The following is a 17,803-nucleotide window of genomic DNA, read 5'->3' on the forward strand; positions in this document are numbered from 1 at the left end:
AAACAAGCATCTCAGCGTCCATTCTTTACTGGAGAATCCTATGCAATTGAAGTTGAAACTGACCGTAGTTGCCGCTATCGCGGCTGTCGCTGGTATGGCCTCTGCACAAGAGCAGGTGGTCAAGATCGGTCACGTGGCCCCGATTTCCGGTGCCCAGGCCCACTACGGCAAGGACAACGAAAACGGCGCTCGCATGGCCATTGAAGACCTCAATGCACAGGGCGTGACGATCGGTGGCAAGAAGATCAAGTTCGAACTGCAGGGCGAAGACGATGCAGCCGATCCCAAGCAAGGCACCGCTGCCGCACAGAAGCTGTGCGACTCCAAGGTCGCTGGCGTGGTGGGTCACCTGAACTCGGGCACGACCATCCCCGCGTCCAAGGTGTACAACGATTGCGGCATTCCCATGGTCACGGGCGCCGCCACCAACCCCAACCTGACCAAGCCTGGCTACAAGACCACGCACCGCATCATCGCTACCGACAACTCTCTGGGTGCGGGTCTGGCTGCCTACGCGGCTGAAACCCTGAAGCTCAAGACCGTTGCTGTGGTGGACGACCGTACCGCCTATGGCCAGGGCGTGGCTGACGTGTTCAAGAAAGTGGCTCTGGCCAAGGGCATGAAGGTGGTGGACGAGCAGTTCACGCACGACAAGGCCACCGACTTCATGGCTATCCTGACGGCCATCAAGGCCAAGAAGCCTGACGCAATCTTCTTTGGCGGCATGGACCCCCAAGCCGGCCCCATGCTGCGCCAGATGGAGCAACTGGGCATGGCCGACGTCAAGTACTTCGGTGGCGACGGCGTCTGCACCTCTGAAATCGCCAAGCTGGCTGCGGGTGCCAAGACCCTGACCAACGTGGTCTGCGCCGAAGGTGGTGCATCGCTGGCCAAGATGCCTGGCGGCGTGGAGTGGAAGAAGCGCTACGATGCCAAGTACCCCGGTCAGTTCCAGGTGTACAGCCCCTACACCTACGACGCGACCATGCTGCTCGTGGACGCCATGAAGCGCGCCAACTCGGTGGACCCCAAGGTCTATACGCCTGAAATCCGCAAGTCCAACTTCAAGGGCGTGACCGCTGCCATCGCCTTCGAAGACAACGGCGAAATGAAGAACCCCGCCATCACCCTGTACAAGTACGTGGATGGCAAGAAGACGCCTCTGAACTGATCTTCAGGCGCCTCCCGCACACCTCTTTGGGTGTGCTTCGCAGAACGGCCTCCCGTGTGGAGGCCGCTTTCTTTGGGGGGGTGGCGAGCTACTGCTCGGTGTTCAGCGGCGTACCTGTAGGGCTCCAGGGTTGACGATATTGGTCGGTGTTCCCTTGATGAAGTTCGCCACGTTGTCGAATGCCGCACCAAAGTACAACTCGTAGTTGTCCTGCTCCACATAGCCGATGTGGGGCGTGCAAATGCAGTTCTCCAGCCGCAGCAGGGCGTGGCCTTGCAGGATGGGCTCGCTCTCGAACACATCCACGGCGGCCATTCCGGGGCGGCCTCGGTTGAGAGCGGCGATCAATGCGTCAGGCTCGATGAGTTCGGCGCGCGAGGTGTTGACCAGCAAGGCTGTGGGCTTCATGGACGAAAGCCTTTCCAGGGTGACAATGCCGCGCGTGGCATCACACAGGCGCAAATGCAGTGACACCACGTCGCATTGAGCCAGGAATTCCTCACATTGGGATGCCACCTGGTAACCATCGGTCAGTGCTTTGGCACGCGAAGCCTCGCTGCCCCAGACACGCACGTTCATGCCGAATGCTTTGCCATAGCCCGCAACGATTTGGCCAATCTGGCCATAGCCCCAAATGCCCAAAGTCTTGCCACGCAGTACGTTGCCAATGCCGAAGTTGGGAGGCATGCCTGCGGCCTTGAGGCCTGATTGTTGCCAGGCCCCATGCTTGAGGTTGGAGATGTACTGCGGCAGGCGCCGCATGGAGGCCATGATGAGCGCCCATGTCAGCTCGGCAGGTGCGACCGGCGAGCCCACACCCTCGGCTACGGCGATGCCACGTTCGGTGCATGCGGCTACATCGATGTGTGAGCCCACGCGTCCGGTTTGGGCGATCAACTTGAGTCGGGGGAGCTTTTCTACCAATTGGCGGGTGATCTGGGTCCGTTCGCGGATCAGCACAATGACATCGGCATCTTTGAGGCGCACCGAAAGCTGCCCCAGTCCCTTGACAGTGTTGGTATAGACCTTGGCCGAGAAGGCGTCGAGACGGGTCGCGCAGTGCAGTTTGCGCACCGCATCCTGATAGTCGTCGAGGATCACGATGTTCATCCCGCCATTGTGCCTTGGGCGCGCCCCTGGCCTATGCAACCAGGGGTAAATGCGGCCCGCTGCAAGCAGTTCAGTTCCACCGGGCCGCGCAGTGCTAATGGCGCTGTTCGCAAGCGGCCATGCGCTCCAGCTCTGCACAGACATCGGCCATGCGCCCGGCAATGACCATCCGGCCATTGGCGCTGGTGTGGCAGCGCAGGGGCCGAGAAGGGGGCAGGGCTGCGCCATGACCCGGCATCTGCACCGGCCCCTGCCAGACGCGGGGTGCGCGGGAGGCTACGGGGTTGCGCGGAAGGGGTGGCATCGCACAAGGCCGGGCGTGCGGTGGTGGCAGGGCTGATGCGCGGTTGGGGCGATGAGCATGGCCTTTCCACCAGCGATACAGGCCGAGAAAAGGGCGGGGCAGGACGGACGTTGCCAAGAGAACAATTCCCATGTGAATACTCCAGAGGTCAGGGTTGAACACTGGCAGGATTGCAGGGACAGCACCACCTCAGGGCCGTGGGTCATCAGGGGCCACACGCGCGCCCGCCACCTGGGGCGGTGCAGGATGCAGGCTCACATGAGCATGGTGTTGCGGATCAGGCCGACGGCCAGGCCTTCGATGGCGAAGGGCTCGCCGGGGTGCACCACGATCACGGGGTAGTCGGGGTTTTCGGGCAGCAGTTCGACGCCTTGGGCGGTGCGCCGCAGGCGCTTGACGGTGACGTCATCGCCCAGGCGTGCCACGATGATCTGGCCGTTGCGCGCCTCATGGCAGGTTTTCACGGCGAGCAGGTCGCCATCCATGATGCCAACGTCGCGCATGGACATGCCGCGCACCTTGAGCAGGTAATCCGGCTTGTGCTGGAACAGGCTTTCTTCCACGCAATAGGACTGCTCCACATGTTCCTGGGCGAGAATCGGGGACCCCGCCGCCACACGCCCGACCAGGGGCAGCACCAGTTGGCTGAGGCCCGGGATGGGCAGGTTGTACTGGGTGCCACGTGCCGCGTTGAGGGAGCGAATGGCTTCACCGCGCAGACGGATGCCACGCGAGGTGCCGCTGACCAGCTCGATGACACCTTTGCGGGCCAGGGCCTGCAGGTGCTCTTCGGCTGCATTGGCAGACTTGAAGCCGAGTTCAGTGGCAATTTCGGCGCGGGTGGGCGGGGCACCGGTGCGTGCAATGGCGTTCTGGATCAGGTCCAGGATCTGTTGCTGACGGGCTGTGAGCTTGGGGCTGCTTTGCATGACGGGCTCCCGGTGGGCAAATGGCTGTTGTTTAATACAGTAACTGTATTCTTAACCAGTTTTTCGAGGGATGCAAGTGGAAACAAAAAAAATCGTGGTGCTGGGCACGGGGGGCACGATTGCCGGAAAGGCCGCTGCAGCGGGTGACAACATTGGATATGTGGCCGGGCAGGTAAGGGTGCAGGATCTGCTTGCGGGCGTGCCGGGCCTGGCGCAGGCTGCGCAGGGGCCGCTGGATTTCGAGCAGGTGGCGCAGATCGACAGCAAGAACATGGAGTTTGGCGTGTGGGCTGCGTTGGCGCAGCGCTGCCATGAACACCTGCAGGACGACAGCGTGCGAGCCGTGGTGATCACGCATGGCACGGACACGTTGGAAGAGACAGCCTGGTTTCTCCACAGCGTGCTCGATGCGCGCAAGCCTGTGCTGCTGACCTGTGCCATGCGGCCCGCGACGGCGATCGCCCCCGATGGGCCGCAGAACCTGCTGGACGCGATGGCTGTGGCGCATGCGCCGGGGGCCAGGGGGGTGCTGGTGGTGTGTGCCGGTGCCGTGCATGGTGCGCGGCAGGTTCAGAAGGTGCATCCGTACCGCGTGGATGCGTTCAGCTCGGGCGAAGGCGGGCCGTTGGGCTGGGTGGAGGAAGGGCGCGTGCGCTTGGCGCAGGATTGGCCTCAAGCGCAGGCGGGATGGGCGCAGGGCGCTCTTGAAAAAGTAGCGTCCGGTGCGTCCTGGCCGCGTGTCGAGATCGTCATGAACTACGCTGGGGCGTGTGGGGCCACGGTCGATGCGCTGGTGCGCGACGGCGTTCAGGGCCTGGTGGTGGCAGCCACGGGCAACGGTACGCTGCACCATGCGCTGCAAGCCGCGCTGGAGCGCGCGCAGCAAGCCGGCGTGGCTGTGCGCGTGACCACGCGCTGCCCCTTGGGTCAGGTGCTGTCCTTGCCCTGGGCCCACGCTGCGCTGCCACTGTCGCCGGGCCTCATTCCGGTCAAGGCCAGGGTGTCCTTGTTGCTGGAACTGCTGGGCGCATCGGCTCCCACGCTCTGAAAACGACAACGCCCCGCATGCGGGGCGTTGCAGAGGCTGCAGGCCGTGGCCCGCAAGCTTGATCTCTCAGTCTGCCAGGGCAGCGAGGGCGCGCGCGGTGATTTCCTCCACGCTGCCGGTGCCGCTGATCGCGCGGTATTTGGGTGCAGCGGCGGGGTCTTGCTTTGCCCAGCCGGAGTAGTAATCCACCAGGGGGCGCGTCTGGGCGCTGTACACCTCCAGGCGTGTCTTGACGGTTTCTTCCTTGTCGTCGTCGCGCTGGATCAGGGGTTCACCGGTCACGTCATCCTTGTCTGCCACCTTGGGCGGATTGAACTTGACGTGGTAGGTGCGGCCGCTGCCGGGGTGCGAGCGCCGACCACTCATGCGTTCGATGATGGCGTCGAAAGGCACGTCGATTTCCAGCACGTAGTCGAGCTTGACACCCGCTTCCTTCATCGCGTCCGCCTGGGGAATGGTGCGCGGGAAGCCGTCGAACAGAAAGCCATTGGCGCAGTCGGGTTCGGTGATGCGTTCCTTGACCAGGCCGATGATGATGTCGTCGCTCACCAGCGCGCCCGATTCCATGACGGCCTTGGCCTTGAGCCCCAGGGGGGTTCCGGCCTTGACGGCGGCGCGCAGCATGTCTCCGGTGGAGATTTGCGGAATGCCGTATTTCTTGCAGATGAAAGCGGCTTGCGTGCCCTTGCCGGCGCCGGGGGCGCCCAACAGAATCAGTCTCATGGGAATAGTCCTCGAAGTGTGGAAAATCTGTCGGCACTGCGGGCCACGGGACCGCTGCCCCCCGGATGCGGTGCTCTTATTAGGGGGGCAAGGATAGCATGGGCCGCTTGTACCCTCACTTACAAACCAGGGCCTGCACCGATCAGGTGCACAGGGCGCGCACGCGGGCCAGGTCTTCGGGCGTGTCCACGCCGGGGCCGGGTGCGGTAGCCGATACATGCACTGCGATGCGGTGGCCGTGCCACAGTGCGCGCAGTTGTTCCAGCGCCTCGATCACCTCGGTGGGGGCCTGCGGCAGTTCGGGAAAACGGCGCAAAAAGCCTGCGCGGTAGCTGTAGATGCCGATATGGCGCAGTGGCGCAAAGCCTGCCAGCGCCGGGTGCTTGGCGTCGCTGCTGCGCCACCAGGGCTGGCCCGCGTGGTCCCGTGCAAACGGAATGGGCGCGCGGCTGAAGTACTGGGCCATGCCGCCGGCATCGCATACCACCTTGACGACGTTCGGATTGGCCAGTTCGTCCACTGCAGCCAGCGGATGTGCGGCCGTTCCCATGCTGGCGTGCGGGTGCGTGCGCAGCAGTTGGGCCACGGCGCCGATGAGCGCCGGGTCGATCAGCGGCTCGTCCCCCTGCACGTTAACGACCACATCGTCGCCGTCCAGGCCCAGCAGGGTGCAGGCTTCGGCCAGGCGGTCGCTGCCGCTGGCGTGGTCGGTGCGGGTGAGGATGGCCTCCACCCCGTGCTGGCGGCAAGCGTCAAGGATGCGCGCATCGTCTGCCGCCACCACGGTGCGCTGGGCACCACTGGCTGCGGCGCGCTGGGCCACGCGCACCACCATGGGCAGGCCTGCAATGTCCGCCAGCGGCTTGTCGGGCAGGCGGCTGGACGCCATGCGTGCCGGAATCAGTACGGCAAAGCCGCGGGTGCTCATCGCTCCAGCTCTTCGTCGGTCAGCGGACGGGCCTCGTTTTCCAGCAGGACGGGAATGCCGTCGCGCACCGGGTAGGCCAGGCGGGCGCTGCGCGAGATGAGTTCCTGGCGCTCCCGGTCGTAGGTGAGGGGGCCTTTGGTGACGGGGCAGACCAGCAGTTCGAGCAGTTTGGTGTCCATGGCGGTGCAGTGGGGAAAGACGGGAAATCAGGAGCGCGATGATAGCGAGCCCAGCGCAGCCAACTTCGCATCCAGGGCCTCGAAAAAGCCGGGAGCAATTTCCAACCGCAGTGGCACTGCCAGTGCGTCCGGATGAAGGCGCCAGAGCTTGGCGGCATCTTTTTCAGTGCAAATCAGTGTGTAGGGCTTATCTGATGGGCGCTGCCAGCTATCATAATCATAGTGATCCGGCAGTGCCAGAGTGCGTTGGGGTTCCAGGCCGGATTGCTGCAGCAGGGCAAAAAAGTCTCTGGGCCGGGCAATGCCCGCCAGTGCGAGCAGTGGCTGAGCTTGCAATTGGTGCAGTGGCACCTGGCTGCCATCGGCACGTACTGCGGTGGGTGCCAGGCTGCGCTGCATGGCGAAGCAGGGTGCGCTGCCGCCTTTCGGGGCGGTGCCTGCGTGCACCACCAGATCCACAGGCCGAGGCCAAGGCTCGCGCAGCGGGCCTGCGGGCAGCAGCCAGCCGTTGCCTACGCCATCGTTGTTGAACACGCAGACCTCGATGTTGCGCGCCAGCGCCAGGTGCTGCAGCCCATCGTCGCACACGATGATGTCGATGTCGGGATGGCTTTGGCGCAGTGCCTGTGCGGCCTCCAGGCGCTGGCTCGCCACGAAGACCGGTACTTTGCATTGGCGGGCAATCAGCAGGGGCTCGTCGCCCGCGGCGCTGGGGGGGCTGTCGGGCAGCACTGCGCGGCAGTCGGTGCTGCTGCGACCGTAGCCGCGCGATACAACCCCAGGCCGCCAGCCACGGACCTGCAGGTGGCGCACCACAGCCATCACCACGGGTGTTTTGCCCGCGCCGCCCGCCACCACATTGCCCACCACAATGACCGGAACGCCCGGATGACCCGATGGAAGAATGCGCGCCGCATACAAGCCCCGGCGCAGGCGCACAAGCAGCCCCATGAGCAGTGACAGGGGCCAGAGCAGGCAGGCCAGCGCGCCGCGTTGCCGCCACGCGCGTTGCAGCGCGGGGCTGGCGTCGCTGACCTGGTGCATGTGAGGCTGCGGGCTGGCAGCAGTGATGGACGGCGCCTACTTGCCTGCGCCCGCGCGGGCGGAGGACTGGGTGGCAAAGGTGATTTGCGTGAGGCCCACGCGGCGCGCGGCCTCCATCACCGAGATGACCGATTGGTGCGGCGCCAGTGCGTCTGCACTGATGATGACCACCGTACCCTGGCCCGCCTTGGCGGCATCGCGCAGTGCCGCGGCGAGGTGATCCACGCTCTTGCCGTCGATGCCGCTCTTGTTGATGGCATAGCGGCCATCGGCAGCCACGGCCACCACCACTTCCTTGGGGTGGTCGCGTTGTTGCTCGGCGTCGGCCACGGGCAGGGTGAGCTGCAGCTCGGTGAACTTGCTGTAGGTGGTGGTCAGCATCAGAAAGATGAGGATCACCAGCAGCACGTCGATGAAGGGGATCAGGTTGATCTCCGGCTCTTCCTTGGCGCGGGGGCGGAAGTTCATGGGGCAGCCTTTGCCGGTACGTTCACTTCTTGTGGCGCAACAGGTGGCGCACGAACTGCTCGGACGACAGCTCCAGCGTCAGCAGGTAGGCATCCACGCGGCTGCGGAAGTAGCGCCAGAAAATCAGTGCCGGAATGGCCACCATCAGGCCAAATGCGGTGTTGTAGAGCGCCACCGATATGCCGTGCGCCAGCTGCGCCGGATTGCCGCTGCCCATGCCGCCTGTGGCACCGCCCTGGGAGCCGAAGATCTCGATCATGCCCACCACGGTGCCCAGCAGGCCCAGCAGCGGCGCCGCCGATGCGATGGTTGCCAGTGCACTGAGGTACTTTTCAAGCCGGTGCGCAACCACGCGGCCAGCGCCTTCCATGGCAGCGCGCAGATCGGCCTCGGACGTGCGGGGGTTGCTGTTGAGCGTGCGCAGGCCTGTGGCCAGCACTTCGCCCAGCGCCGAATTCTGTGCCAGCTTGCCCACCACGTCGGGGCCGGGGAGGGATTGCGAGGACACGGAAATCGCTTCATCCAGCAACTTGGGCGGGATGATGCGGTTGGATTTGAGGGAGATGAAACGCTCGAAAATCAGCGCAAGGGCCAGAACCGAGCAGGCGATCAGGGGCCAGATGGGCCAGCCTGCGGCTTGTATGATGGACAGCAATTGTCTTGTCTCCGCACGGGGTGGGCAAAAAGCGATTATGGCCCAGCTTTGTGGCCATCCCTGTGCAACAGGGGGGGCTGTGATTGCATCCGTTTGTATGTGCGTCTCACCCACAGTTTCTGTGGATAACTTTGTGGAGAAGGCTGGTGTCGATGGCCGCACAACGGCGCCACACCGTGGCTGGAACAAAATGCTGGTTTTTTGAGCAGCGAAAAAATCAATAAAATCAATAAGATGCACGAATTTCTGTGTGTTGAGGCACATGGCAATGAGCAAATGCTTACAACCATGACACTTTTGCGCTCTGTGGAATACTGCGGCGCAACAAGCCCGGAAAAGCGCATGGATGCAGGCCATGGGCATTGAAAACCCACTCACGGCGCCGCGTGTCTGGGAGGTTGGGGCGCTGTGCCGCGCCGTGGCGGACACGCTGCAGGCACGCTTCAACCCTGTGGCCGTGCGCGGCGAGATCACAGGCTTTTCACGCGCTGCCAGCGGGCATTGCTACTTTGCCCTCAAGGATGGCCAGGGCCAGATCCGCTGTGCGATGTTCCGTCGGGCTGCCGAGGCGCTGGATTTCGTGCCGCGTGACGGCGAACTCGTCGAGGTCCAGGGCCGTCTGGGCGTGTACGAGGCGCGCGGTGACCTGCAACTCGTCGTCGAGCAACTGCGCCGCGCAGGGCAGGGCGCCTTGTTCGAGCAGTTTCTGCGGCTCAAGGCCCGGCTGGACGCCGAGGGCCTGTTCGACCCGTCCCGCAAGCGTGCGCTGCCGACCCTGCCCAGGGGGATCGGGCTGGTGACGTCCACCGGTGCGGCGGCACTGCACGATGTGGTGACCGCCTTGCGCCGTCGTGCCCCGCACCTGCCCGTGGTGCTGGTGCCGGCCCAGGTGCAGGGTGCGCAGGCACCGGCCAGCCTGTGTGCGGCGCTGTCGCGCCTGTACCGCCTGGCGTTGGCGGGCGATGTGGCTATCGATGCCATCCTGCTGGTGCGGGGCGGTGGCTCCATCGAAGACCTCTGGGCTTTCAACGACGAGCAACTGGCGCGCACCATCGTGCAAAGCCCGGTGCCCGTGGTCTGCGGGGTGGGGCACGAAACGGATTTCACCATCGCCGACTTCTGCGCCGACCTGCGCGCGCCCACGCCCACCGCTGCCGCCGAGTTGGTCGCCCAGCCGCGCGCGGTGTGGCTGGGGGCGCTCGATTTACTGGGCGAGCGGCTCCAGGACGGCGTGCAGCGCCAGATCGATCTGCGCGGCCAGCGCCTGGATCACCTGACCCTGCGCCTGGGGCGCCCTTCGGGTCTGGCGGCGCGCGAGCAGCAGCGACTGTCCGTCCTGCATGGCCGTCTGCGCCACGCGGTGCTATTCAAAATGCAGCGTCTGACCCAATCCCAGCAAGCGGTGGAGGCCCGGTTGCCGCAAGCCATGCAGCGACACCTTGCGGCGCAAGAAGAGCGCCTGGCGCGCTGTGCGCTGCGCTTGGATTTGCTGGCCCCGCAGCGTGTGCTGGAGCGCGGCTACGCCATCCTTTGCGACGCGCAAGGCCACACGGTGACCAGCGTTCAACAAGCCCACACCGACGACACATTGCAGGCCCAGCTTGCCGATGGACGGCTGGAACTGCGGGTGCAGGCGCCGCACCCATCGTCGTGATCCCCACCGCCGACGCGGACAAAGCCCCAGGCCAGCAAAGATCAGGGCTTGTTCCTACAATGGCTTGTTGACCCGAACGCCACCGGCTGGTGCCGGTGCCGCATTCCCCACCACAGAAGAAAGGATCGCTCCATGGAACACACTTTGCCCGCGCTGCCCTACGCCATTGACGCCCTGGCCCCGCACTACAGCAAGGAAACGCTGGAATACCACCACGGCAAGCACCACAACGCCTACGTGGTGAACCTGAACAACCTGCAGAAGGGCACCGAGTTCGAATCGATGTCCCTCGAAGACATCGTCAAGAAGTCCAGCGGCGGCATCTATAACAACGCTGCGCAGATCTGGAATCACACCTTCTTCTGGAACTGCATGACCCCCAACGGTGGCGGTGAACCTACGGGCGCCCTGGCAGCCGCGATCAACGCCAAGTGGGGCAGCTACGCCGCTTTCAAGGAAGCCTTCGTCAAGAGCGCTGTGGGCAACTTCGGCTCCGGCTGGACCTGGCTGGTGAAGAAGGCCGACGGCAGCGTGGACATCGTCAATACCGGTGCCGCTGGCACGCCCCTGACCACCGCCGACAAGGCCCTGCTGACCGTGGACGTGTGGGAGCATGCCTACTACATCGACTACCGCAACCTGCGCCAGAAGTTCGTCGAAACCTTCCTGTCCAACCTGGTGAACTGGAAGTTTGCCGAGGCCAATTTCGCCTGAACGGACGCGGGTTCCGCCCAACATAGAAATGGCCCCGATGGGGCCATTTTTTTTTGGTCAACTATTGACTTGACGCTTATCAATAAAGCGCCAATAGCTATCGAATATATAGCATTTCAGGGTTTGCGAAACGGCCCGCCCTGCAGCTTGAACCCCGCCTGGATGCCCCGCTGCTTGAACCACCCCTGGTTCATCTCCAGCACATAGCGCACTGGTTTTGCTGAGCAGTGCGAATCCAGTGTCTGCGGCTTCATGTCGGCCAGGTTCACCACGGTGCCGTCATCAGCCACAAAAGCCGCGGTCAGGGGAAGCAGGGTGTTCTTCATCCAGAAGCACTGCTGCGCTGGCTGCTCGAACACAAACAGCATGCCCTCGTGCGTCGGCATGTCCTGGCGGTGCATCAGGCCGATGGCGCGTTGCCGGTCGGTTTGCGCCACCTGGGCGTCGATGCGGTGCATGCCTGCGGTCAGCTCCACGCGGGGCAAGTCGCGCTGGGGGCCTTCCTGCGCAAGAACGCCCGTGGCAAGTGCCAGCAGAGCGGTGCCCAGTGCGCCGGACACAAGAGAGAACAAAGGTTTCAGTGCCATGGTTGAGTGCAGACAAAACGCGCCAGGGGGGGGACGGGTTCGCCCTGGCACCACCGGCACGCGCGCTCTGCGGCATGCCACCCAGGGGGCGATTGTGCGGCAAGCGAGCGCGGTCAGGCAGCCGAGCAGGCCGAACCGTCGCTGATTGCAACATGCGAAAACGCCGTGCGCCTTGTGGTGCCGTAAGGCTTGAGTCGGGCTTTTCTCGTTAGAATCTTCGCGCAATACTCTGCTTTGCCCAACCCGCTGAATACCCTTCAGCATTCCACCGGAGACCTCCCGTCCATGACCAGCTACCAGCACATCAAGGTGCCCGCCGAAGGCCAGAAAATCACCGTCAACGCCGACATGTCCCTGAACGTGCCGGACCAGCCCATCGTTCCCTACATCGAAGGAGACGGCACGGGCTTCGACATCACGCCCGTGATGCTCAAGGTGGTCGATGCCGCCGTGGCCAAGGCCTATGGTGGCAAGCGCAAGATCCACTGGATGGAGGTCTATGCGGGCGAGAAGTCCACCAAGGTCTATGGCCCTGATGTGTGGCTGCCCGAAGAAACGCTGCAGGTGCTCAAGGACTACGTGGTTTCCATCAAGGGCCCGCTGACCACGCCCGTGGGTGGCGGCATCCGTTCGCTGAACGTGGCCTTGCGCCAGGAACTGGATCTGTACGTCTGCCTGCGCCCCGTGCAGTACTTCGACGGCGTGCCCTCGCCCGTCAAGGAACCCCACAAGACCGACATGGTGATCTTCCGCGAGAACTCCGAAGACATCTATGCCGGCATCGAATTCGAGGCCGAGTCCGACAAGGCCAAGAAGCTCATCAAGATCCTGCAGGAAGAATTCGGCGTCAAGAAGATCCGCTTCCCCGAAACCTCTGGTATCGGCGTCAAGCCTGTCTCGCGTGAGGGCACCGAGCGCCTGGTGCGCAAGGCCATCCAGTACGCCATCGACAACGACAAGCCCAGCGTGACCATCGTGCACAAGGGCAACATCATGAAGTACACCGAAGGCGGCTTCCGCGACTGGGCCTACGCCCTGGCGCAGAAGGAATTCGGCGCCGAGCTGATCGACGGCGGCCCATGGTGCAAGTTCAAGAACCCCAAGACGGGCAAAGACATTGTCATCAAGGACAGCATTGCCGACGCCTTCCTGCAGCAGATCCTGCTGCGTCCCGCAGAGTACTCCGTGATCGCCACGCTGAACCTCAACGGCGACTACATCTCCGACGCCCTGGCAGCCCAGGTGGGCGGCATCGGCATCGCCCCTGGCGCCAACCTGAGCGACTCCGTCGCCATGTTCGAAGCCACCCACGGCACGGCCCCCAAGTACGCTGGCAAGGACTATGTGAACCCCGGTTCCGAAATCCTCTCCGCCGAAATGATGCTGCGCCACATGGGCTGGAAGGAAGCCGCCGACCTCATCATCAGCTCCATGGAAAAATCCATCAAGTCCAAGAAAGTCACCTACGACTTCGCCCGCCTGATGGACGGTGCCACGCAGGTGAGCTGCTCGGGTTTCGGTCAGGTCATGATCGACAACATGTGAAGTAGTCCGCATGCATCCGCATGCGTCCAAACCAAAACCCCAGTGCCTTGAAATCACTGGGGTTTTTTGTCTTTGTGCGTCCCCATGTGTGTCCACTACCATCCGGGCCGATTTGAGCCATGATTTGAGCAACGGCACCTTCCATGGCCCGATGCGCTGGCACCGTCGGTTGTCGTTTCAGCAGTAAAGTCGCTAGGGCCTGTTCACACTATTTTTACCAGATGGCAAAAATAGTGTGAACAGGCCCTAGCCAATACTCCCCACTCTTTGACGGACGTGATCTCCAAACTTTCCCACACATCGAACTTGGCCCGCACGGATGCGAGGTACGACACGGTGGATGCCCTGCGTGGGTTTGCCATGGTCTGGATGACTGTGTTCCATTTTTGTTTCGATCTGAGCCATTTTGGTTATTGGCCTCAGGATTTCCGTCATGACGCGTTCTGGACGGTGCAGCGGACCGCGATAGTGAGTCTGTTTCTTTTTTGTGCAGGTCTGGGACAAGCCCTTGCATGGCACCAAGGGCAGGGTTGGGGCCGTTTTGGCAGGCGCTGGGGCCAGATTGCCGGGTGTGCGTTGTTGGTGTCTGTGGGCTCGTGGCTCATGTTTCCACGCAGCTACATCCACTTTGGTGTGCTGCATGGCATGGCGGTGATGTTGCTGCTCGCACGTCTCACAGCGCCCTGGGGGCGATGGTTGTGGTTGACGGGGGCGGTGGCGCTGGTGTTGCCTTGGGTCGCGCGGTGGGCGCTGTCCGAACCCTTGGCAAGCTGGGCACCCTGGTTCAATGGAAAGGGGCTGAACTGGCTGGGGTTGGTAGCACGCAAGCCCTATACCGAGGACTATGTACCGGTATTTCCCTGGCTGGGGGTGATGTGGTGGGGACTGGCCAGCGGCCAGTGGCTGTTGCGGCATCGCCGCAGCGCTTTGCAGCAGCCTTTGGGTGTTGTGCTGAGCAGGCTTGCGCTGCTGGGGCGCTGGAGCCTGAGTTATTACATGCTGCACCAACCCGTGATGATCGGTAGCCTGCTGTTTGTGGGCTGGGTGCTGGGCCGCTGAAGCCGCCAAAGCACAACGCGGCCCTGGGGGCCGCGTTGTGCTGGTGTCAAGGCAATGGATTATTCCACTTTGGCCTTGGCGCGCATTTCGTCCTGGAACTTCGTCACCTTCATTTGCTGCAGTTGCTGCGAAATCTGCGGTTTGACTTCTTCCAGCTTGGGCAACTGCGCTTCACGCACGTCGTCCAGGCGAATGATGTGCCAGCCGAATTGGCTCTTGATCGGGGCCTGGGTGGTCTTGCCCTTTTCGAGCTTGACCATGGCTTCGGTGAACTCAGGCACGTAGCTGCCAGGGTTGGCCCAATCTAGGCTGCCACCTTGGGCGCCAGATCCAGGGTCCTTGGATTGCTTCTTGGCGATGTCCTCGAACTTTCCGCCCTTCTTCAGCGAGGCGAGGATGGCCTTGGCTTCTTCTTCCTTCTCGACCAGGATGTGGCTGGCCTTGTATTCCTTGCCGCTGTTGGCGGCCACGAACTTGTCGTACTCGGCCTTGATTTCGGCGTCGGTCACCGGATCCTTCTTCTGCTGGTCGAGGAACAGTTCACGGATCAGGATGGTCTGGCGGGCCAGTTCCATCTGTGCCTTGAAGTCGGGCGAGGCTTCCAGGCCGCGCTTTTGCGCTTCCTGCATGAAGATTTCGCGGGCGATGACTTCTTCCTTGATCTGACCTTCCATCTCGGGGGTGAGCGGACGGCCGGAGCGTTGTACCTGCTGCTTGAGCTGTTCGACGCGCTCGGAAGGAACGGGTTTTCCGTTCACGATAGCAAGGTTCTGGGCATGCACGGGCAGGGCCACGGCGCCCGTCAGGGCTGCGGCCACGAGGCCGGACAGGAGCTGTTTCTTCATTCGAGTTCCGTAAAAGAAAAGGTTTTCAGGCGAGAAATGGGGCCTGTCTAGACGATTTCGATGGCAATGGCGTGTGCGCCACGGTCAATGAAATCTTGCAGCGCATCATACACAAGGCGATGCTGGCGTACCCGGGTCAAACCGGTAAACAAAGGTGACGCGATACGCACACGGAAATGGGTGCCAAAACCCGTTCCGTTGGCGCCGGGATGGCCCTCGTGCTGCCAGCTTTCGTCCAGCACCTGCACGGTGGTGGGCTGGAGTTTCTCGCGCAATGCGAGTTCCATGTCGGGAGCGGTGATGGCGTGGGTATTCATGCCAGGGGGTCCTTTGCGTTGTCGGTTTCCTTGATGTAGCGCCCCAGGAACAGGGCTTGAACCACGATGAATACCAGCATCAGCCCAAGCCCGCCGAACAATTTGAAGTTGACCCAGGTTTCAGTATCGAACTCATACGCCACCCAGAGGTTGAGTGCACCCATGGCAGCGAAGAAACCTATCCAGCTCCAGTTCATTGCGTTCCAAGCCGCCTCGGGCAGTTCCATCTGGCTGCCCATCAGGCTCTTGATCAGGTTCTTGCGCAGCACCAGTTGACCCACGAGCAGCGCGCCACCCATCAGCCAGTACAGCACGGTGGGCTTCCATTTGATGAAGGTCTCGTTCTGCGCCAACAGCGTGGCGCCACCGAAGACGACGATGACGCCCAGGCTCAGCCATTGCATGGGCTCGATCTTGCCTTGGCGCAGCCGCAGGTACGCAATCTGAGCCACCGTTGCGGCGATGGCCACGCCCGTGGCCACATAGATGCCCCAGATCTTGAAGGCGACGAAGAACAGGATGATGGGGAAAAAGTCGATCAGCAGTTTCATGGTGGGGCCTGGTGAGCCGGGTCAGGGAGCGTCGGGGGTGAAGTCCAGCGACGCCGAGTTCATGCAGTAGCGCAGGCCCGTGGGGGCCGGGCCGTCGGGAAAGACATGGCCCAGGTGCGCACCGCATTGTGCACAAACGGTTTCGGTGCGCAGCATGCCGTGGCTGCGGTCGGTGATTTCGCGGATCGCACCCGGTACGGCCTGGCTGAAGCTGGGCCAGCCGCAACCGGCGTCAAACTTGGTCGCGGCGTTGAACAGCGTCTGGCCGCAGCAGATGCAATGGTAGCTGCCATCCTGCCAGTGCGCTTCGTATTTGCCGGTGAAGGGTCGCTCGGTGGCGGCTTGGCGGGTGACCTGGAAGGCGCCGGGCTCTGCGCCCTTGTCACGCAGCAGGGCCAGCCATTCGGCGTCGGATTTCTGGATGGGGTAGGTCATGATGAGCAACTGATGGCGATGTGCCGGGCCCAGTCCGGCGGGAATCCGGCATGCGCTTCGAAGCCGGGGTGTGCGTCAAAGGGGCGTTCCAGCAGGGCTTGGAGGGTCTGTATCTCGGAAAAATTCCCTTCCTGCGCGGCGCGGATCGCCTGCTCGCCCAGGTGGTTGCGCAACACCATATGGGGATTGGATTGGAGCATCAAATCTGGCTCTGGCGCTCTACCATCAAGCGCATCAAGCTCCGAATAGGATAGCAACCAGCGATCGAAGCCCGCCCGGTCGGCGAACAGGTCGCGCACCGGTTCGAAGGCGCCGCTCGCCACCGCATGCGAAAGACGGCGCCAGAAGATGGGGTAGTCCACCGCATTGTCGGCCAGCAGGTGCAGGATGCCGTCGATGAGGGCGCTGTCGTTCTCTCGTGCGCAGCGCATGCCCAGCTTGGCACGCATGCGATCCATGAAGTGCTGGGGATACAGCGTGCGATAGGATTCCAGGGCGCCCATGGCGATCGCCGGATCGCCAATCAGCGGCTGCAACGCCTGGCCCAGGCGGTACAGGTTCCAGAGCACCACGCCCGGCTGCTGACCGAAGGCATAGCGCCCCTGGTGGTCGCTGTGGTTGCAGATGTGGCCTGGGTCGAAATGGTCGAGAAACTGGAACGGCCCGTAATCGATGGTCAGGCCCAGGATGCTCATGTTGTCGGTATTGAGCACGCCGTGGCAGAAGCCCACGGCCTGCCACTGCGCCACCAGGGCGGCGCTGCGCTCGCTCACCGCCTGCAGGAGCGCCGCGTAGCGATTGCCTGCCGGGCCGCCGCAGTCGGCGCCGTCCTGGCACTCTGGATAGAAGCGCTCGATCACGTAGTCGGCCAGTTGCCGCAGTTCATCAAACTGCCCGCGCGCCGCGAAATGCTCGAAATGCCCGAAGCGGATGAAACTGGGCGCCACGCGGGCCACCACTGCCGCCGTCTCCACCGCCTCGCGTTGCACGGGTTCGGGGGAGCCGCACAGGTACAAGGCCCGCGTGCTGGGAATGCCCAGCGCATGCATGGCCTCGCTGCACAGGTATTCGCGGATGCTCGAGCGCAGCACGGCACGCCCGTCGCCCATGCGCGAGTAGGGTGTGAGCCCGCTGCCCTTGAGCTGGATTTCCTGCGGTCCTTGCGGCGTTTGCACTTCGCCCAGCAGCAGCGCCCGGCCATCGCCCAGCTGCCCGGCCCACACGCCGAACTGGTGCCCGCTATAGACGCTGGCCAATGGGTCGCCTCCCTGGGGCAGGGCATTGCCGCTGAAGACTTGCAGGGCGTCTTCGGACTGCAGCCATGTGCTGTCCAGCCCCAGCAGGAGGGCGGTGCCGGGGCTCTGGGCGACAGGGTAGGGCGCGGGCAAGGGCCGGGGTGGCTGGCGCGTGAAAAAAGCCGGGCCCAGTGCGGCGAAGCTGTTGTTCCAGGTGAGGCCGGTGTCCACGAAGGTCTGCGCGGTGGTGGCGTGCGGGGTCATCGGGGCATTGTCCCGCAGGGCCCCAAGGCATGTGTGTG

At 63.3% G+C, this 17,803-nt stretch carries 21 protein-coding genes; 6 read left to right on the forward strand and 15 right to left on the reverse strand.

Features of this window, described 5'->3' with window-relative positions:
• Positions 1–40: 40 nt before the first annotated feature.
• Positions 41–1,171, forward strand: a complete 1,131-nt coding sequence (locus GWK50_RS08815; protein ID WP_162016155.1) for a branched-chain amino acid ABC transporter substrate-binding protein — start codon at positions 41–43, stop codon at positions 1,169–1,171.
• A 102-nt stretch (positions 1,172–1,273) separates the two neighbouring features.
• Here GWK50_RS08815 and GWK50_RS08820 read toward each other — a convergent pair whose 3' ends face one another.
• The 3 genes from GWK50_RS08820 to lexA form a co-directional block, all read right to left on the reverse strand.
• Positions 1,274–2,281, reverse strand: a complete 1,008-nt coding sequence (locus tag GWK50_RS08820) for a D-2-hydroxyacid dehydrogenase family protein (protein WP_162016156.1) — start codon at positions 2,279–2,281, stop codon at positions 1,274–1,276.
• Between the two features lie 94 nt (positions 2,282–2,375).
• A complete protein-coding gene (locus GWK50_RS08825) occupies positions 2,376–2,585 on the reverse strand; it encodes a hypothetical protein (RefSeq protein ID WP_162016157.1) in 210 nt (69 codons plus the stop codon).
• A gap of 254 nt (positions 2,586–2,839) precedes the next feature.
• Positions 2,840–3,514 carry a transcriptional repressor LexA gene (gene lexA, locus GWK50_RS08830; protein ID WP_162016158.1) on the reverse strand — a complete coding sequence of 225 codons (675 nt, stop codon included), beginning with the start codon at positions 3,512–3,514 and terminating at the stop codon, positions 2,840–2,842.
• Positions 3,515–3,584: 70 nt separating this feature from the next.
• On the opposite strand from lexA, the gene GWK50_RS08835 reads away from it, so the two are divergent.
• Complete coding sequence (locus GWK50_RS08835) at positions 3,585–4,562, forward strand: asparaginase (protein ID WP_162016159.1); 978 nt, start codon at positions 3,585–3,587, stop codon at positions 4,560–4,562.
• A gap of 66 nt (positions 4,563–4,628) precedes the next feature.
• On the opposite strand, the gene adk is transcribed toward GWK50_RS08835, so the two are convergent.
• The 6 genes from adk to GWK50_RS08865 all read right to left on the reverse strand — a co-directional run bounded on the left by adk (position 4,629) and on the right by GWK50_RS08865 (position 8,559).
• Entirely contained in the window at positions 4,629–5,285 is a 657-nt protein-coding gene (gene adk / locus GWK50_RS08840; RefSeq protein ID WP_162016160.1) for an adenylate kinase, read from the reverse strand.
• A gap of 142 nt (positions 5,286–5,427) precedes the next feature.
• The gene (gene kdsB / locus GWK50_RS08845; protein WP_162016161.1) at positions 5,428–6,213 is read right to left on the reverse strand and encodes a 3-deoxy-manno-octulosonate cytidylyltransferase; all 786 of its coding nucleotides are present in this window, start codon (positions 6,211–6,213) and stop codon (positions 5,428–5,430) included.
• Positions 6,210–6,392 carry a Trm112 family protein gene (locus tag GWK50_RS08850; protein ID WP_162016162.1) on the reverse strand — a complete coding sequence of 61 codons (183 nt, stop codon included), beginning with the start codon at positions 6,390–6,392 and terminating at the stop codon, positions 6,210–6,212. Before GWK50_RS08850 ends, kdsB begins: the two co-directional genes overlap by 4 nt.
• 27 nt (positions 6,393–6,419) lie before the next feature.
• The gene (gene lpxK / locus GWK50_RS08855; RefSeq protein ID WP_162016163.1) at positions 6,420–7,436 is read right to left on the reverse strand and encodes a tetraacyldisaccharide 4'-kinase; all 1,017 of its coding nucleotides are present in this window, start codon (positions 7,434–7,436) and stop codon (positions 6,420–6,422) included.
• A 36-nt stretch (positions 7,437–7,472) separates the two neighbouring features.
• Positions 7,473–7,904, reverse strand: coding sequence for a biopolymer transporter ExbD (locus GWK50_RS08860; protein ID WP_162016164.1), 432 nt, complete (start codon positions 7,902–7,904; stop codon positions 7,473–7,475).
• Positions 7,905–7,926: 22 nt separating this feature from the next.
• Positions 7,927–8,559, reverse strand: a complete 633-nt coding sequence (locus GWK50_RS08865) for a MotA/TolQ/ExbB proton channel family protein (RefSeq protein ID WP_162016165.1) — start codon at positions 8,557–8,559, stop codon at positions 7,927–7,929.
• A gap of 355 nt (positions 8,560–8,914) precedes the next feature.
• Here GWK50_RS08865 and xseA point away from each other — a divergent pair, with 355 nt between their 5' ends.
• Together xseA and GWK50_RS08875 are read left to right on the forward strand one after the other, a co-directional pair.
• Positions 8,915–10,213, forward strand: a complete 1,299-nt coding sequence (gene xseA / locus GWK50_RS08870; RefSeq protein ID WP_162016166.1) for an exodeoxyribonuclease VII large subunit — start codon at positions 8,915–8,917, stop codon at positions 10,211–10,213.
• Positions 10,214–10,345: 132 nt separating this feature from the next.
• Entirely contained in the window at positions 10,346–10,927 is a 582-nt protein-coding gene (locus tag GWK50_RS08875) for a Fe-Mn family superoxide dismutase (protein WP_162016167.1), read from the forward strand.
• A 116-nt stretch (positions 10,928–11,043) separates the two neighbouring features.
• Here GWK50_RS08875 and GWK50_RS08880 read toward each other — a convergent pair whose 3' ends face one another.
• Entirely contained in the window at positions 11,044–11,514 is a 471-nt protein-coding gene (locus tag GWK50_RS08880) for a DUF192 domain-containing protein (protein WP_162016168.1), read from the reverse strand.
• 285 nt (positions 11,515–11,799) lie between these two features.
• Between GWK50_RS08880 and icd the strand changes: the two genes are divergently transcribed.
• Together icd and GWK50_RS08890 are read left to right on the forward strand one after the other, a co-directional pair.
• The gene (gene icd, locus GWK50_RS08885) at positions 11,800–13,059 is read left to right on the forward strand and encodes an NADP-dependent isocitrate dehydrogenase (RefSeq protein ID WP_162016169.1); all 1,260 of its coding nucleotides are present in this window, start codon (positions 11,800–11,802) and stop codon (positions 13,057–13,059) included.
• A 279-nt stretch (positions 13,060–13,338) separates the two neighbouring features.
• Complete coding sequence (locus GWK50_RS08890) at positions 13,339–14,118, forward strand: heparan-alpha-glucosaminide N-acetyltransferase (protein WP_162018064.1); 780 nt, start codon at positions 13,339–13,341, stop codon at positions 14,116–14,118.
• 59 nt (positions 14,119–14,177) lie between these two features.
• Here the strand turns inward: GWK50_RS08890 and GWK50_RS08895 are convergent, their stop codons facing one another.
• From GWK50_RS08895 to GWK50_RS08915, 5 genes are read right to left on the reverse strand one after another with little or no spacing between them, the layout of a single operon-like run.
• Entirely contained in the window at positions 14,178–14,963 is a 786-nt protein-coding gene (locus GWK50_RS08895; protein ID WP_162016170.1) for a peptidylprolyl isomerase, read from the reverse strand.
• Positions 14,964–15,010: 47 nt separating this feature from the next.
• On the reverse strand, positions 15,011–15,280 hold the full coding sequence (locus tag GWK50_RS08900) for a BolA family protein (RefSeq protein ID WP_162016171.1): 270 nt from the start codon (positions 15,278–15,280) through the stop codon (positions 15,011–15,013).
• Positions 15,277–15,831: a septation protein A gene (locus GWK50_RS08905; protein WP_162016172.1), complete on the reverse strand. Its 555-nt coding sequence runs from the start codon at positions 15,829–15,831 to the stop codon at positions 15,277–15,279. The genes GWK50_RS08900 and GWK50_RS08905 overlap by 4 nt, the downstream gene beginning before the upstream one ends.
• 21 nt (positions 15,832–15,852) lie before the next feature.
• A complete protein-coding gene (msrB, locus tag GWK50_RS08910; protein ID WP_162016173.1) occupies positions 15,853–16,266 on the reverse strand; it encodes a peptide-methionine (R)-S-oxide reductase MsrB in 414 nt (137 codons plus the stop codon).
• Complete coding sequence (locus tag GWK50_RS08915) at positions 16,263–17,765, reverse strand: protein adenylyltransferase SelO (protein WP_162016174.1); 1,503 nt, start codon at positions 17,763–17,765, stop codon at positions 16,263–16,265. The genes msrB and GWK50_RS08915 overlap by 4 nt, the downstream gene beginning before the upstream one ends.
• Positions 17,766–17,803: the final 38 nt, after the last annotated feature.

It is taken from the genome of Acidovorax sp. 210-6 (assembly GCF_010020825.1).
GTDB lineage: Bacteria > Pseudomonadota > Gammaproteobacteria > Burkholderiales > Burkholderiaceae_C > Simplicispira > Simplicispira sedimenti.